Annotated in this window: 15 protein-coding genes; 11 read left to right on the top strand and 4 right to left on the bottom strand. The window is 66.8% G+C overall.

The genetic code is table 11. The annotated features are described in order from the left end of the window. Positions 1–108: 108 nt before the first annotated feature. Positions 109–444 carry a nucleotide pyrophosphohydrolase gene (locus HD600_RS06915; protein ID WP_184282504.1) on the top strand — a complete coding sequence of 112 codons (336 nt, stop codon included), beginning with the start codon at positions 109–111 and terminating at the stop codon, positions 442–444. Then, positions 441–2,177: a DUF2075 domain-containing protein gene (locus HD600_RS06910; RefSeq protein ID WP_184282502.1), complete on the top strand. Its 1,737-nt coding sequence runs from the start codon at positions 441–443 to the stop codon at positions 2,175–2,177. The genes HD600_RS06915 and HD600_RS06910 overlap by 4 nt, the downstream gene beginning before the upstream one ends. Here the strand turns inward: HD600_RS06910 and HD600_RS06905 are convergent, their stop codons facing one another. Beyond that, complete coding sequence (locus HD600_RS06905; protein WP_338402171.1) at positions 2,178–2,750, bottom strand: TetR/AcrR family transcriptional regulator; 573 nt, start codon at positions 2,748–2,750, stop codon at positions 2,178–2,180. A gap of 68 nt (positions 2,751–2,818) precedes the next feature. Between HD600_RS06905 and HD600_RS06900 the strand changes: the two genes are divergently transcribed. Together HD600_RS06900 and HD600_RS06895 are read left to right on the top strand one after the other, a co-directional pair. Further along, on the top strand, positions 2,819–3,820 hold the full coding sequence (locus HD600_RS06900; RefSeq protein WP_184282500.1) for an SDR family NAD(P)-dependent oxidoreductase: 1,002 nt from the start codon (positions 2,819–2,821) through the stop codon (positions 3,818–3,820). 247 nt (positions 3,821–4,067) lie between these two features. Then, a complete protein-coding gene (locus HD600_RS06895) occupies positions 4,068–5,012 on the top strand; it encodes a zinc-binding dehydrogenase (protein WP_184282498.1) in 945 nt (314 codons plus the stop codon). A 77-nt stretch (positions 5,013–5,089) separates the two neighbouring features. Here HD600_RS06895 and HD600_RS06890 read toward each other — a convergent pair whose 3' ends face one another. Beyond that, positions 5,090–5,821 carry a 3-keto-5-aminohexanoate cleavage protein gene (locus HD600_RS06890; protein ID WP_184282496.1) on the bottom strand — a complete coding sequence of 244 codons (732 nt, stop codon included), beginning with the start codon at positions 5,819–5,821 and terminating at the stop codon, positions 5,090–5,092. A 214-nt stretch (positions 5,822–6,035) separates the two neighbouring features. Here HD600_RS06890 and HD600_RS06885 point away from each other — a divergent pair, with 214 nt between their 5' ends. Beyond that, positions 6,036–7,559: an ATP-dependent DNA ligase gene (locus tag HD600_RS06885; RefSeq protein WP_184282494.1), complete on the top strand. Its 1,524-nt coding sequence runs from the start codon at positions 6,036–6,038 to the stop codon at positions 7,557–7,559. Between the two features lie 63 nt (positions 7,560–7,622). On the opposite strand, the gene HD600_RS06880 is transcribed toward HD600_RS06885, so the two are convergent. Further along, the gene (locus HD600_RS06880; RefSeq protein ID WP_184282492.1) at positions 7,623–7,850 is read right to left on the bottom strand and encodes a DUF2188 domain-containing protein; all 228 of its coding nucleotides are present in this window, start codon (positions 7,848–7,850) and stop codon (positions 7,623–7,625) included. Between the two features lie 199 nt (positions 7,851–8,049). Then, a complete protein-coding gene (locus tag HD600_RS06875) occupies positions 8,050–8,565 on the bottom strand; it encodes a nucleoside deaminase (protein WP_184282490.1) in 516 nt (171 codons plus the stop codon). A 128-nt stretch (positions 8,566–8,693) separates the two neighbouring features. On the opposite strand from HD600_RS06875, the gene HD600_RS06870 reads away from it, so the two are divergent. The 6 genes from HD600_RS06870 (at position 8,694) to HD600_RS06845 (ending at position 15,570) form a co-directional block, all read left to right on the top strand. Beyond that, on the top strand, positions 8,694–9,719 hold the full coding sequence (locus HD600_RS06870; RefSeq protein WP_184282488.1) for a LacI family DNA-binding transcriptional regulator: 1,026 nt from the start codon (positions 8,694–8,696) through the stop codon (positions 9,717–9,719). 106 nt (positions 9,720–9,825) lie between these two features. Beyond that, positions 9,826–10,752 (top strand): ROK family protein, encoded by a 927-nt coding sequence (locus HD600_RS06865; protein WP_184282486.1) that lies wholly within the window; start codon positions 9,826–9,828, stop codon positions 10,750–10,752. Continuing rightward, positions 10,749–12,557: a class I mannose-6-phosphate isomerase gene (locus HD600_RS06860; protein WP_184282484.1), complete on the top strand. Its 1,809-nt coding sequence runs from the start codon at positions 10,749–10,751 to the stop codon at positions 12,555–12,557. The genes HD600_RS06865 and HD600_RS06860 overlap by 4 nt, the downstream gene beginning before the upstream one ends. Positions 12,558–12,604: 47 nt before the next feature. Beyond that, positions 12,605–13,876 (top strand): ABC transporter substrate-binding protein, encoded by a 1,272-nt coding sequence (locus HD600_RS06855; RefSeq protein ID WP_184282482.1) that lies wholly within the window; start codon positions 12,605–12,607, stop codon positions 13,874–13,876. A gap of 7 nt (positions 13,877–13,883) precedes the next feature. Continuing rightward, on the top strand, positions 13,884–14,759 hold the full coding sequence (locus tag HD600_RS06850; protein ID WP_184282480.1) for a carbohydrate ABC transporter permease: 876 nt from the start codon (positions 13,884–13,886) through the stop codon (positions 14,757–14,759). A 1-nt stretch (position 14,760) separates the two neighbouring features. Next, positions 14,761–15,570, top strand: coding sequence for a carbohydrate ABC transporter permease (locus HD600_RS06845; protein ID WP_184282478.1), 810 nt, complete (start codon positions 14,761–14,763; stop codon positions 15,568–15,570). Positions 15,571–15,574: the final 4 nt, after the last annotated feature.

Below are 15,574 nucleotides of genomic sequence, written 5' to 3'. Positions count from 1 at the left end.
GAGGGCGAGTTCGATGCTGGCGATCCGCGGCAGTGTCGCGGCACCCGCCGCTCCGTGTCGACGTTGAACCCATCAGTGACCCCAGACCAAGCTGATAGCGTCACGGTCATGCCGTCCGCAGCCACCCTCGCAGCCCTCCGCGCCTTCGTTGCAGAGCGCGATTGGGACCAGTTTCACTCCCCGGAGAACCTCGCAAAAAGCATCTCTATTGAGGCCTCAGAGCTTCTCGAGTGCTTCCAGTGGTCGTCAGATTTCGACCAAACACGTGTCGAGGAGGAACTCGCCGACGTAGTCACATACTGCGTTCATCTCGCGAACAAGCTCGGGGTCGACCTCGATGACATCGTGATACGCAAACTCCAGTCCACCGCTGCGAAATATCCGGTCCACCTCGCTAAAGGACGGATGACGAAGTACACGAAGCTCGCCGAGGAAGAAGAATGACGGGCTTCACTATTCAGCGACTTCCCTTCGAGCGATCAGCGGTCGACGCATGGGCACAAGACGACGCGCGCCACACGAACTGGCCCGTCGTCTACGTCATCGATGGCGCCGAGAGGCGAAAAGTGCCTGCTCTATACGTGGGCGAGACCGTGAGGACCGCGACGCGCATGCGCCAGCATCTCGCGGGTTCCAAAAGGCATGAGGGTCTCGAGTCAATCCGAGTGGTCGTAGACGAGCGATTCAACAAGTCCGTGTGCCTCGACCTCGAGTCACACCTCATTCGGTGGTTTCACGGCGATGGCCAGTACGAGCTTCTTAACGGCAACGACGGACTCACCGATGCACGATACTTCGATCGCGACATGTATCGGGAGTCCTTCCGCGATGTCTTCGAGGCATTGCGCGCTGAAGGGCTGTTTTCGCGCAGCATCCCTCAGATCGAGAACTCCGACCTGTTCAAACTGTCGCCATTCAAGGCCCTCAACGACGATCAGGCCGTTGCTGTCACCGACATCGTCGAGGGGTTACTTGAAGACTTGCAGCATCCAGACAGGCAATCGACGCTCGTCGTGCAGGGTAGCCCGGGGACGGGCAAGACCATCATTGCGATTTTCCTTCTGAAACTCCTTGCCGATATTCGCGACTATCAGGATCATGACGATATCCAGCCGGACTCGATGTTCGCGGAGTTTTTCGTGTCCGAGAATCGTGATCTCCTGGCCGATATTCGTATGGCGCTCGTTGTTCCTCAGCAGTCACTGCGCGAATCGGTCAAGAAGGTCTTCAAGAAGACGCCGCGACTCGATCCGACTATGGTTCTGACACCGTTTCAGGTCGGGGAGTCTGAGCGCGCTTTTGATCTCATCCTCGTCGATGAGACGCACAGGCTGGGCCAGCGAGCGAACCAGGCGTCGGGGGTACAGAACAAGAAGTTCCGTGACATCAACGTCGCGTTGTTTGGCAAGGACGACACTCGATACACGCAGCTTGATTGGATCAAGGCGCGAAGTAGACATCAGCTCCTTCTGGTTGACAGCGAACAAAGCGTCCGGCCGCATGACCTCTCACCGACCGTGCTTTCGGCGGAGGTTCGCTCTGCGCGGGATCTCCATCGCCACTATCGACTGACCACTCAAATGCGCGTCCAGGCCGGTGCGGACTACGTCGAGTTCGTTCGCGCCGTCTTGCGCAACGAGTTTCCACCTCGACCGGACCTGGGGTCTTATGACCTCAGACTCTTTGACGATCTTGGCGATATGGTCACCGCGATCCGCGCGCGCGATGAGGAAGTCGGCCTTTCACGCCTCGTCGCTGGCTATGCGTGGGATTGGGTATCTCGCCGTGACCCGCAAGCCTTCGACATCCATCTCGACGGAATCTCCCTGCGGTGGAACAGTGCAGATAAGGACTGGATCAATTCTCCAGGCTCACTCGACGAGGTGGGATCTATTCACACAGTCCAGGGCTACGACCTCAACTATGCAGGAGTAATCATCGGGCCCGACCTGTCCGTCTCCTCGGATACGGGGGCGATTGTGGCCAACTGGGACGCGTATCGCGACAAGAAGGGCAAGGAACGCACGGGCCACCTCGCCGCCTCCTTCGACGACGAAGACCTCCTAATATTCATCCGCAACATCTACGGCGTTCTGCTCACCCGCGGAATGCTCGGAACCTACGTATATGTGTGCGACCCGGAACTGCGGGAGCGGTTGAGAAGTTTGCTCGCCTGATCAGGCGCAGGAGTTCCCAATCCCCCGCATCAACACATCCACCACGGCATCCACGCGCTCCTCATCCAACCCGCGCCCCAGCAGCGCCGAGTACGACGACACCGCGATGAACTGATCCGCCACGGCCGCGGCATCCACGTCCTCGCGAACATCGCCGGCCTCCTGAGCAACCGCAAGGCGTGCGACGATCTGTTCCGCGATCGGACCGGCGAGCCGCGCATTCAACGCAGCGCCGAGCTCGGGATCCGTCGCGGTCACGGCGATCAGCGCACGCGCGACCTCGACGCTCGCCGCGTGCCCGGCCTCGGCGGACATCGTTGAGAACCACGACCGAAGATCGGCGGCCAGGTCGTCCGTCACGGGCAGCGCAGGCGTCGGCAGCGAGCCCTCCAGCAGCGCCTCGCCGAGGATCGCCGCCTTCGACGGCCACCACCGGTAGATCGTCTGCTTCGAGACCTCCGCCTCCGCGGCGAGCCCCTCGATTGTCACGGTCTCGTACCCGCCGGATGCGAGGGCAGCGCGCATCGACTCGAGCACGGCCCTGCGGGCTTTTTCACTGCGAGGACGAGGCACCCTTCGAGGGTATCGAGGCGTAGACTGAAACATAACGAGACGCACCGTTGCGAAATGAGGAGATCGATATGGCACTGACCGCACACTCCACCATCGGCGAATGGCTTGACGACCCGACGGGCGGCGAACTCGTCCGCGGCCTGCTCGCCCAGTCCGGCGCCGACCCCGCATCCCTCACCCCCGTCCTCGGCCTCCCGCTGCAGCAGCTCGTCACCCTCAGCCAGGGGCAGATGCCGCAGTCCGTCGTCGACGACCTCGTCCGCGCCGCGAACGGCGGAGAGATCCCCGCCGACGAGACCCCGGCCGGCTGGGCCGAGCAGACCACCCCCGGCCGCTTCGCCGGCAAGACCGTGATCGTCACGGGTGCGGCATCCGGGATCGGCAAGGCCACGGCATCCCGCATCGCCCGCGAAGGCGGACGCGTCATCGCCTGCGACATCGCCGCCGAGAAGCTCGAGGCCTTCAGGGCTGAGCTCCCGGATGCCGACATCATCACCGTCGCCGGCGACCTCACCCAGCAGGACGCCATCGATGCTGTGATCGCCGCCGCCGGCGAGCGCATCGACGGCCTCGCCAACATCGCCGGGATCAACGACGACTTCTCGCCCGCAGGCGAGACGACGGATGCCGTCTGGGACCGCGTCATCGCGATCAACCTCACCGCGCCCTTCAAGCTCATGCGCGCCGTCCTCCCCGTCATGGAGAAGGCCGGTCGCGGCGCGATCCTCAACGTCGCCAGCGAAGCCGGCCTCCGCGGCAACGCCTCGGGCAACGCCTACACCGCGAGCAAGCACGGCAGCATCGGCGTGACCAAGTCCGCAGCGTTCATGTACGGGCCCAAGGGCATCCGCGTGAACTCCGTCGCACCGGGCGGTGTCGCCACCGGCATCCCGATGCCCCCGCACATGTCCGAAGCCGGCTCCGCGCGCCTCGCACCGTTCCAGCAGGCGATCCCCTCGCTCGCCACGGCCGAGCACCTCGCCGCCTCGATCACGTTCCTCCTCTCGGATGACGGCGTGAACATCAACGGCGCGATCCTCGCCTCCGACGGCGGATGGTCCGTGCAGTAACCACACCATCGCGCTGAGAAACCACGCGAGGCCTGAGACACCTCGCCGTGCGTGGTTTCTCACGCCAAGAGTGCTGCCTCACCCGAGAACGGCGACCACCCCGCCCAGTAGCACTCGAATTTGTATTCAGACGAATATTCCGCTCGGGGCGAAAGTCCCACCGGATCCGAGTGCGACGTGCCTACCCTGAGAAGACAGGGGAGCCCCGAACCCCCGGCTCCCGAACCGCAGTACGAAGGAGATCCCCATGCGCGCATGGCATTTCGTCGGCACACACAAGCCGTTCGAACGAGTCGACATCGAGGAACCCACCGCCGGCCCCGGCAACGTCGTCATCGACGTCAAGGCTGCGGGGCTCTGCCACTCCGACGTCGGCATCCTCGAAGACGAGAAGTGGCTCGCCAACATGAAGGAGCTCCCCGTCGTCCCCGGTCACGAGACCGCCGGCGTGATCAGCGAGGTCGGCGAGGGCGTCACCGACTGGAAGGTCGGCGACCGCGTCGCCGTCTGGCCCATGCTCGGCCAGGGCTACTCCGTCAACGGCGCCTGGGAAGACCGCTCCGAGGTCAGCACCGAGACCCTCGTCGCCATCCCTGACGACGTCTCCTTCGCACAGGCCGCCGCCGCGACCGACGCCGGAATGACCTCCGTCGGCGCCCTGACGACCGCCGGCGTCGAGAAGGGCATGAAGGTCGGCATCATCGGCTTCGGCGGCCTCGGCCAGATCGGCGCACGCGTCGCCCACCTGCGCGGCGCCGAGGTCTACGTCGCCGAGATCAACGAGTCGGCCTGGGACCGCGCCCGTGAAGCCGGCGCCGTGAAGGTCGCGAAGTCGATCACCGAGTTCGCCGACGTCGAACTCGACGTCATCATCGACTACGCGGGCTTCGGCGTCACCACCTCGGACGCCCTCGACACCGTGAAGTCCTCGGGCGGCGGCCGCGTCGTCCAGGTCGGCATGGGCAAGCTCGAGACGACCATCGACACCTACGGCCTCATCCTCGGCCGCAAGCAGCTGCACGGCTCGGCGGGCGGCAGCAAGGAGGACATCGAGGAGACCATGCGCTACATGGCATCCGGTGACCTCACGCCCGTCCTCTCGGAGATCGACTTCGAACAGATCCCCGACGGCATCCAGCAGCTCATCGACGGCACCGCCGTCGGCCGCCTTGTCGCGAAGGTCACTGACTGACCGACCACCCCGCTGAGAAACCACGCACGGCCTGAGACATCTCGCCGCGCGTGGTTTCTCACGTCAGGAGTGGTGTCTCACCCGAGATGTGAAGGTGGGAGACGCTCCATCGCGGCACGCACGAGGGCGGCGTTGTCGCGCGCGGGAGAGCCGTCGGGCAGCGTGAGGCAGTCCTCCAGGCCGATGCGGGTCGCCAGGCCGCGCGCCACCGCGAGGTCCAGCACCGCCCACGTCGACTGCCCCTCCCCGTGCAGCAGGATCCGGGCTTCCGGCGCCATCGCCTCGACCCGCGCGACGAGATCCTCCGCCAGGACGCGCGCCTCCGCCTCCGCCACATCGGGCACCTCGACGAGCACCCGCACGCACTCATCACGTACGGGCGAGCGCGACCAAGCCGTCGCTCCCTCGTCGTTCCAGATCCCCGCCTCCACCGCGACGCCGCGGTTCACGAGAGCGGATGCCACGACATCCGCGCCATCCTCATGCCAGTTCACGGACGCGAAGTCGGGCAGCTCCACCCACCCGGCGACCGCGTCGAGGCGGTCCTCGACCCCGCTCGCCGCCCACGCACCCGTCGTCACGCCGACCGGCACCCCCGGGCACGCCACGCGCACCGCTCGCACCCACCGCGCGACATCCTCGGCCGCGAGGCTGTCGAGCCCCGCCGCATCCTTCGGGTGCACGTGGATCGCCTCGGCACCGGCCGCGACCGCCCCCGCCGCCTCGGCCGCGACCTGATGCTCGTCGGCGCTGAGCCGCGGATGCTCCGCCACCTCACGCGCGCCGTTCACGCACACCTGGATCAGCATGCGCGCACTCCCCGGCCCCGCCCGCAGCGGGAGACCTCAGAACCTCGGACCATGTCGCTCTCCCGTCTCGTGATCCATTTCTACGGGAAAGCTCCCGCCGACGCAGACCCTTGCTCACCAGGGATTCTCGGAGTAGCACCACAGGCCGCTACCACACGGCCCGCGCCCGCGGAAGGCAGGACAGAAGGTCGGATGCCGGTGCGATGATCTCCTCATGAAGCTCTCGGAGCTCGTGGACACCACGCAGCAGGTCGCCGCCACCTCGTCACGCCTTGCGAAGATCGACGCGCTCGCGACCCTGCTCGCACGCGCCGAGCCCGACGAGACCCCTGCGCTCATCGGGCTCCTCCTCGCCGCACCGCGACAGGGGCGCCTCGGCGTCGGGTGGCGCAGCCTCCGCAGCCTCCCCGTCGAGCGCGCCGAGGAGACCGGGCTGTCCATCACCGACGTCGACGACGCCCTCGACGAGCTCGCCGGTGCGTCGGGCGCCGGCTCCGCTGCCCGCCGCACCGCGATCCTCACCGACCTCGCCTCGCGGAGCACCGCCGACGAATGGGACTTCCTCACCCGCGCGATGCTCGGCGAGCTGCGCACGGGCGCGCTCGGCGGCGTTCTGCTCGACGCCATCGCCCGCGCCGCCGACCGCCCCGCAGCCGCCGTGCGGCGCGCGGCCATGCTCTCGGGAGACCTCGGCGAGACCGCGGTGCTCGCCCTCACCGGCACGGCAGAAGACCTCGAAGCGGTCGGGCTGCAGGTCGGCCGTCCCGTCCTCCCGATGCTCGCCGCCACCGCCACGACCCCGACGGCAGCGCTCGAGATCACCGGCAAGGCGTCGGTCGAGTACAAGCTCGACGGCGCCCGCATCCAGATCCACCGCCACGGCGACGAGGTCGGCGTCTACACGCGCAGTCTCGCCGACATCACCCACCGGGTGCCCGAGATCGTCGAGATCGTCCGCGCCCTCCCCGCGCAGGACCTCATCCTCGACGGCGAGACCCTCGCACTCGACGAGGACGGCGGGCCGCGCCCGTTCCAGGAGACGATGTCGCGCTTCGGTGCGGATGTCGCCCGCGACATCGCCCTTCGACCCTGGTTCTTCGACCTGCTGCACGTCGATGGGCGCGACCTACTCGACGACCCCCTCGAGACGCGCATCGCCGAGCTCGACCGTGTGGCCGGCGAATGGCGGATGCCGGGCATCATCACCGACGACCCCGAAGCCGCCGAGCAGCTGTCCCGCGAGGCTCTCGCCGCCGGCCACGAGGGCGTGCTGGTGAAGGGAATCGACTCCGCCTACTCGGCGGGCCGGCGCGGCAAGTCATGGGTGAAGGTCAAGCCCGTGCTCACGTACGACCTCGTCGTGCTCGGCGCGGAGTGGGGCTCAGGGCGCCGGACGGGCAAGCTCTCGAACCTGCACCTCGGCGCCCGCGACCCCGAGGGCGAGTTCGGCGAGCCAGGCGACTTCGTCATGGTCGGCAAGACCTTCAAGGGCCTCACGGATGCGCTGCTGACGTGGCAGACCGAGACCTTCCCGGAGTACGAGACGCATCGCGACGGATACGCGGTGTTCCTGCGCCCCGAGCTCGTCGTCGAGGTCGCGATCGACGGGGTGCAGCGGTCACCCCGCTATCCCGGTGGGCTCGCGCTGCGCTTCGCTCGGGTCAAGGGATATCGGCCCGACAAGACCGCGGCCGAGGCCGACACGATCCAGTCGCTGCGAGGACTGCTGCGGGAGTGATTCCGTCGCCGGCGAGTGGGGCGCCCCGCCGGCGACGGAAGCGTCGACGGGTGTGAGGGCGGTTCAGCCGATCAGGTCGCGAGGGTGGGTGCCGAAGAGGTTGCGGTCATCGGACGGACCCTCTTCGGTCCGGACGCTGTGCTCGACCTGCCGTGCGGTCGCCGCCGAGCGGCCGGCGGCGATGGCATCCTCACGATCGTTGAACCCGGGGCCCAGTGTGCTCGCCTCGCCCTGGATGCGGTTGAACCACGTTCCGTTGCGGTGAAAAGTCTCGATGTCTCCTGCGGCCACGGCGCACCTCCCTGTCGTCGACTTCCTTTCTACGTCGGAAGTCGTGCGAGCAGCACGCCCTTGCAACGGCATCCCGATGCGTGTAACGGAGCGCGCTTCCGTTGCGCGCAGCGGGTATGGATCGTGCCGGTTCTGAGCGCCGATAACCGGCGAGATCCATACCCGCTCGAGGCCGCCGCGAGGGGTCGCGAGCGCGCGCTCAGTACTCGGTGCGTCCCGCGGCGCTCATCCAGTGCTCGAACGGCGCGGCGGCATCGTTGATGCGGAGCGATTCCACCGGCACCGACCATTCGGATCGGTCCGTCTCGAAGAGGCGATAGAACTCGAGGTCGTCGAAGCCGCCCTCTGCCGCATCGTGACGGTCCGCCGCATAGACGACGCGGTCCACGCGCGCCCACAGCGAGGCGGCCATGCACATCGGGCACGGCTCGCACGAGGAGTACAGCGTCGTGCCCTCCAGCGAGAAGTCGCCGATGTTCCGGCCCGCCGCGCGGATCGCGACCACTTCGGCGTGCGCGCTGGGGTCGTGGTCGCGGGTCACCCTGTTCTGTCCGACGCTGACGATCTCGCCATCGCGGACCACCACGGCGCCGAAGGGGCCGCCGCCGTCCGCGACGTTGTCGACGGCGAGCTTGACCGCCTCGGCGAGGAACTCTCTGTCCGTCCGGTCGAGCGACTCTCGGTCACGGTCGCCCGTCGGGGAGTCGATATTCATGCTGACAGGCTAACCCGGCATCCGGGCAGGGGCTCGGGGCGATGACCGCCCACGTCTCCGGGCGTCACGCCACTCTGCGCGACGATCACCCCTGGTAACGTTCCCTACGTGGCAGACGGAGGCTCGAGATGACCGCACGCTCCCATCGCCCGACCATCAAAGAGGTCGCGCTGCGCGCGGGCGTGAGCCCCATGACCGTCTCGCGCACGCTGTCCGGAGGACTCAACGTCAAGCCCGACGTGCAGGAGCGCGTCCTCGCCGCCGTCGCAGAACTCGGCTATCACCGCAATGAGAATGCGCGCAGCATCCGACCAGGCCACTCCAGCGGACTCATCGGCGTCGCCATCACGAACATCGCCAACCCGTACTACAGCACCTTCGCGCTGGGCGTCGAGGAGGAGGCGGCACTCACCGGGCGCCGCATCCTGCTCGGCAACACATCGGAGGACGCCGCCCGCGAGAACGCTCTCGTCAGCGACTTCCTCGGTCGACGAGTCGAGGGCCTCATCGTCGTCCCGGCGAGCGCCGAGCCCGATCATCTCGCCGCCTCACAGAAACAGGGCGTGCCCGTCGTCCTCGCCTCCCGCCGCGTCGAAGGATTGGATGCCGACAGCGTCGTCCTCGCAGACGACGAGGGCGCGCACCGTGGGACGATCGCCCTCATCGACGGCGGCCACACCCGGATCGGCTACCTCGGCAACACACTCGCGATCTTCACCGGTCGGCGCCGGCATGCCGGATTCGTCCGCGCACTCGAGGAACGCGGACTCCGCCTCGACGCATCACTCGTCGCGGCCGGCCCCCAGACCGTCGAGCAGGCGCGTGAAGCCACCCGAGCCCTGCTGCGGATGAAGAATCCGCCCACCGCGATCTTCTGCGCCAACAACCGCAACGCGATCGGCGCCATCAAAGAGATCAGCACGCAGATCGGCGCAGGCCTCAAGCCCGCCACGGCGTATCCCGAGATCATGAGCTTCGACGACTTCGAGCTCGCTGAGCTCTCGCCCGTGCCGATCAGCGTGATCGACCATGACCCTCGGGAGCTCGGACGCACTGCTGCACGCCTGCTGCTGGACCGGTTGGATGCCGACGGCGACGGCGGTCCGATGCGCGAGATCGAATTGCCCGTCGAACTGCGGACACACCTGCGCTGACCGAGCACGGAAGCCGTCCCCTCCCCTGCAGCATCGGGTCTCGAGTGAGTGTTGACACCTTCGATCTGGATTGGTAACGTTACCAATTAATCAGGGAGGACACGCGATGGAGCTGTGCATCGACTTCGGCGGAACCGAGATCAAGCTCGCTGCCATCGACGGCGTGCGCGTCCTCGCCACCGACCGCCTCCCCGTCACCGGCGATGCCCGCGACCTGAACGCTGCGGTCACGGCGTCTCGTGCTCTGCTCTCGAGCTGCGGCGCGATGCCGACCGCGGTCGGCATCGCGGTGCCCGGCGTCGTGGACCCGGCATCCGCTCGGATGCTGCACGCCAACGACAAGTACGCCTTCCTCAACGAGTTCGACCTCAGTGCCTGGGCTTACGACCAGCTCGGTGTTCCCGCCGTCGTCGAGAACGACGCCCGTGCCGCCCTCATCGGCGAGACGTCCACCGGTTCGGCTGCCGGAACGCGCGACGCCGTGCTCGTCACCCTCGGCACCGGAATCGGAACGGCGGCCATGATCGACGGCGTACCGCTGCGCGGCGTCAGCGGTCACGCCGGCATCCTCGGCGGCCACGTCACGACCGACATCTACGGCCCACTGTGCCCGTGCGGGAACGTGGGGTGCGCAGAGGCCCTGGCGAGCACCTGGGCGTTGCGGAATGGGGGCTCGGAGGCCGCGTCTTCTTCGCTCGACGACCCGCAGGAAGCGGCGACCATGCGCGAGGTGTTCGCGGGGGAAGCCCACGCTGACGTCCGCGCGGGCTTCCTGCACGTCTGGGGCGCCACGGTCGTCACTCTCATCCACATGTACGACCCGCGGGCGGTGATCCTCTCCGGCGGCATTCTCCGCGCCGGAGCCGCGGTCAGCGGGCCGATCGAGACCCACGTCCGCGAACATCTCTGGCCGTCGATGACTGCCCCGCGCTTCATTATTCCGCCGGAGCCCGAGTACTCCGTCGCGCGCGGGCTGAGCACGCTCGCCCGCCGCACGCAGACCCCCACCGAGAAAGACCAGGAGAATCAGTGACCACGCCGATCAGCGACATGCACGAGGGACACACCGAACGCGGCCGCTACGACACCCAGCCCACGGTGCCGCTCCCCAGCGGCGAGCGCATCCTCCGCGGAGCGGCCGCCTGGCAAGCCGCCGCCGAAACCGCGACGACTCTGCTGGTCGACACGTACCCGGGCGTCGACATCCCCGCGCTCACCGCGCAGATCCGCGCCGCTCTGCCGGAGTGGACGATCGTGGACGTCGAGGAGGCAGCGCGGCCCGTCGCCGAGGTCGAGCAGCTCATCGCGCCGAACCTCACCGACGACCGAGTCTTCGGCATCATGAGCCACTTCACCCTCGCCGACTTCTACGACCAGGAGCGCCTCGCCGAGACGGCCGACCGGATCGGGGAGCACACCGTCGTGGTCGGCTGGGGCGCCGCCCTCCTCGCCGATCACCTCGCCGACACCGCCACCATTCTCGTCGACATGGCCCGCTGGGAGATCCAGCTGCGCCTTCGGGCCGGGGCGACGAACTGGCGCGCCGACAACGCCGGGGAGGACATCCTCCGCAAGTACAAGCGGGGCTTCTTCGTCGAATGGCGCGTCGCCGACCGCCACAAGCGCGCTCTCTTCGACACCGTCGACTTCGTCGTCGACGGCAACGCGATCGCCCCCGCCGAGCCGCACGCCGAATCCCCCGAGGCCGGGATGATCTCCGGCGATGCGTTCCGTTCCGCGCTCCGAGGTGCCGCCACCCGACCCTTCCGCGTCGTGCCGTTCTTCGACCCCGGAGTCTGGGGCGGCCAGTGGATGAAGAACCGCATCGGCCTCGACCCGTCCAAGGACAACTACGCGTGGTGCTTCGACTGCGTGCCGGAGGAGAACTCGCTCCTGCTGGAGGGCGACGGCGGCGTCATCGAGATCCCCTCCCTCGACCTCGTCTTCTCGCAGCCCGTCGAGCTGCTCGGCGCGAAGACGTTCGCCCGCTTCGGGGCCGAGTTCCCGATCCGATTCGACTTCCTCGACACCATGGACGGCGGCAACCTCAGCCTGCAGGTACACCCGCTCACCGATTACATCCGCGACACGTTCGGGATGCCCTACACGCAGGACGAGAGCTATTACCTGCTGGATGCCGGTGACGACGCGGTCGTCTACCTCGGCACCAAGAACGGCACCGACCGTGACGCGATGCTCGCCGATCTCACCACCGCACAGCAGGGCGAGGTGCCCTTCCCTGCCGAGAAGTACGTCAACGCATACCCCGCCCGCGCACACGACCATTTTGCGATCCCTGCGGGTACGGTGCACGCGTCCGGCGCGAACTCGATGGTGCTCGAGATCTCGGCCACCCCGTTCATCTTCACGTTCAAGCTGTGGGACTGGGGTCGCGTCGGGCTCGACGGCATCCCGCGTCCCGTCCACCTCGCCCACGGCTCCCGCAACATCCAGTGGGATCGCGACACCGACTGGGTCGAGGAGAACCTCATCGATCAGGTCGAGACCCTCCACGTCGACGATGTGACCGGTGTCACCGAGGAACGCACCGGGCTGCATGCGCTCGAGTTCATCGAGACCCGTCGGCACTGGTTCACCCAGGGCGCCGATCACGACACCGACGGCACCGTCAACGTGCTCAACCTCGTGGAGGGGGATGAAGCACGGGTGGTGAGCCCGACCGGAGCGTTCGAGCCGTACGTCGTCCACTATGCCGAGACGTTCATCGTCCCCGCCGCCGTCGGCGCCTACCGCATCGAGCGCACGGAGAACACCCGCAGTCCTCGCCTCGCCACCATCAAGGCGTACGTCCGCGGCTCCCGCGCATCCGACAACTGAACACACAGCACACCCCGACACCGCACCACCTGAACGAAGGAGTTCTCATGATCTCGCGCCGCAAGATCGCCATCGCCGTCACCGGCCTCGTCGTGGCCGGAGCAGCCCTGGCCGGCTGCTCCGGCGGATCCGGATCAGGAGGAGGCGGCGGCGAAACCACCGGCACGTTGAACTTCTACACGGACAAGGCCGCATGGAAACCCGACTTCGAATCGCTCAACGACACCAGCGGTGCGGACGTCGACATCACCCTGAAGACGACCGGATATTCGGACGCGAACCAATACGACGCGTTCATCAAGCAGTCTTTCCGCACGAACAAGTCCCCCGGTCTGTTCACCTGGCACACAGGCGAATCGCTCAAGGAACTCGTCGACGAGGGGCTCATCGCCGAGACGAGCGACATCTGGGCGAACGCGATCGATGAGGGCTGGGTGAGCGAGGACCTCGCCGAGGGCTATACGTTCGACGGCAAGCAGTACTGCGTGCCGATGAACATCGCCTACTGGGTCATGTTCTACAACAAGGCCGCCTTCGCCGACAACGGCATCGAAGTGCCGACCACGTGGGACGAGCTCGACGACGCGGCCGCCACCCTCAAGGCCGCCGGCGTCACCCCGTACCAGCAGAGCAGCGTGCTGTTCACGTTCCAGTGGTTCCAGCATCTCGTCGCGTCCAGCGACCCGGATCTGTACGCCGGGCTCACCACGGGTGACGTCAAGTACACCGACCCCGAGATCGTCGACATCATGAACCTCTGGCTCGAGGAGCACGAGAACGGCTGGTTCAGCGACGCCGGCAGCAGCACTGACCCCGCCGTCGGCCTCAAGCAGGGCGACTTCGCCATGATCAACTTCGGCACCTTCTTCGCCGGCAACCTCGCCGGGGCCGGCATGACGGAGGACGACTACGGCATGTTCGCCATCCCCGCCGTCAACGACGACCTGGACAAGACCCCCGTCGCCGTCGAGTCGGGTCCCATCTGCGTCGCGGAGAACTCCTCGCAGCGCGACCTCGGGCTCGCCTACTCCGAGTGGTGGATGTCGGAGAGCGCGCAGACCGCATGGAACGCCGCCCACGGTGACGTCGCATTCAACCCGAAGACGACCGTCGCCGACCCGGTGCTCGCGGAGATCGGCTCGCAGATCGCCGGCGACGACTACCAGCTCTACGACCGCTTCTTCGAGGCGATGCCCACCGCGATCGTGACCACCGCGATCGAGCAGTTCGGCGCGTTCAACGCCAACCCTGGCGACCCCGTGCCGTTCCTGGAGAAGATCCAGGCCACGGCCGACAAGTACTGGGCAGAGCAGGAGTAAGGCCCGGATGGCGCATCAGAAGACGCCGTATCAGTGGTCCGCCCGGGGCTTCATCGCCCCGGGCGTGCTGCTCATCGCGGTGCTGCTCTACCTGCCGCTGCTGTGGACGATCTACCTCAGCTTCACCGACTACAACGGTCTCGGCAGCCCCGACTGGATCGGGATCGACAATTACGTCGAGATGTTCACCGACGCGGACTTCGTCACCTCGTCGCTGAACACCCTGCTCTGGGTGGTCGGGACCCTGATCATCCCCGTGGGCATCGGCCTGGGCGTGGCTCTGCTCACCTGGAACCTCGGTGGCGGCATCTGGCTGCGTCTTCCCTTCCTCATCCCGTACGCGCTCTCCGGCATCGGTGTCGGCGTGGTGTGGTCGTTCATACTCTCCTCCGGCGGGGCGCTCGACCAGGCTCTCGCTGCGTTCGGCATCCTGGATCCGCCGCGATGGCTGCTGGATGCTCCGCTCAACACCGTCGTCATGATCTTCGCCGCTGCCTGGCAGGGCGTCGGCGTGAACGCGCTGCTGTTCACGATCGGTTTGCAGGCGATCCCCAAGGAACCACTCGAAGCGGCTCGCATCGACGGGGCCAACGGCGTGCGTCTGTTCGCCAGCATCCTCTGGCCGATGCTGCGTCCGCTCACGGCCGTGGTCGTCGGCCTCTCGATCGTCGCGAGCCTGAAGACGTTCGACATCGTCTGGGGCATGACCAAGGGCGGGCCGGGGACCGTCTCGGAGACGCTCGCGCTGACGATGTACAAGGAGACCTTCGTCAACAGCGATTACGGGCTGGGTTCTGCGATCGCCGTGTTCCTCACCGTCATCACCCTGGTCGCCTCCGTGACCTACCTGCGCCAGCAGCTCTCTCCCAAGAAGGAGATCTGACATGAAGTCACTCCGCTACGGCATCCTCATCGTCCTCGGTCTGGTCTGGCTCATGCCCGCGTATCTGCTGATCGTCAATGCCGCCAAGGATCCGCTCACCTTCACCTCGAAGGAGTCCTGGATCCCCACCGACTTCCACCTGCTCGAGAACTTCGCCGCCGCCTTTGAACTGTCCGGACTCGGCGACAGCATCGTCAGCACACTGATTTACTCCATCGTGTCGCCGACGATCGCCGTGCTTGTCGGTGCGGCGGCGGGCTTCGCCATCGTCGCGCTTCGGCTCAGGCACGGATTCACGTGGTTCGTCGTCATCTTCGGCGGGTCCGTGTTCCCGCTGCAGATGATCCTGCTGCCTCTGTTCGATGCGTACTCCCGTACCGGGATGTTCGACACCCGGTTCGGCATGGTGATCATCTACACCGTCATCTCGATCCCGTTCTCGGCGTTCGTCATGCGCAACTTCTTCACCGGGGTCGCGCACTCGACGTTCGAGGCCGCGGTGCTCGACGGCGCGACGACCTGGAAGATCTTCACGCGCATGTACCTGCCGATGGCATCCAGTGCGCTCGTGGCGATCTTCATCCTGCAGGCGACCTTCGTCTGGAACGACCTGCTGCTGGGTCTGACCCTCAGCCAGTCCGACGACGTACGCCCCATCATCACGACGCTCTCCGGCATGCAGAGCACGTACGGCGGCGCACAGATGTCGACGGTGCTCGCGGCAGCAGTGATCGTCTCCCTGCCGACCGTCGTGCTGTTCCTGTGCACGCAGAGATTCTTCAACAAGGGCTTGGCCCTCGGCCAGTACTGAAAGG

Source organism: Microbacterium ginsengiterrae (genome assembly GCF_014205075.1).
Classification (GTDB): domain Bacteria; phylum Actinomycetota; class Actinomycetes; order Actinomycetales; family Microbacteriaceae; genus Microbacterium; species Microbacterium ginsengiterrae.
This window is presented reverse-complemented; position numbering and strand designations above follow the sequence as displayed.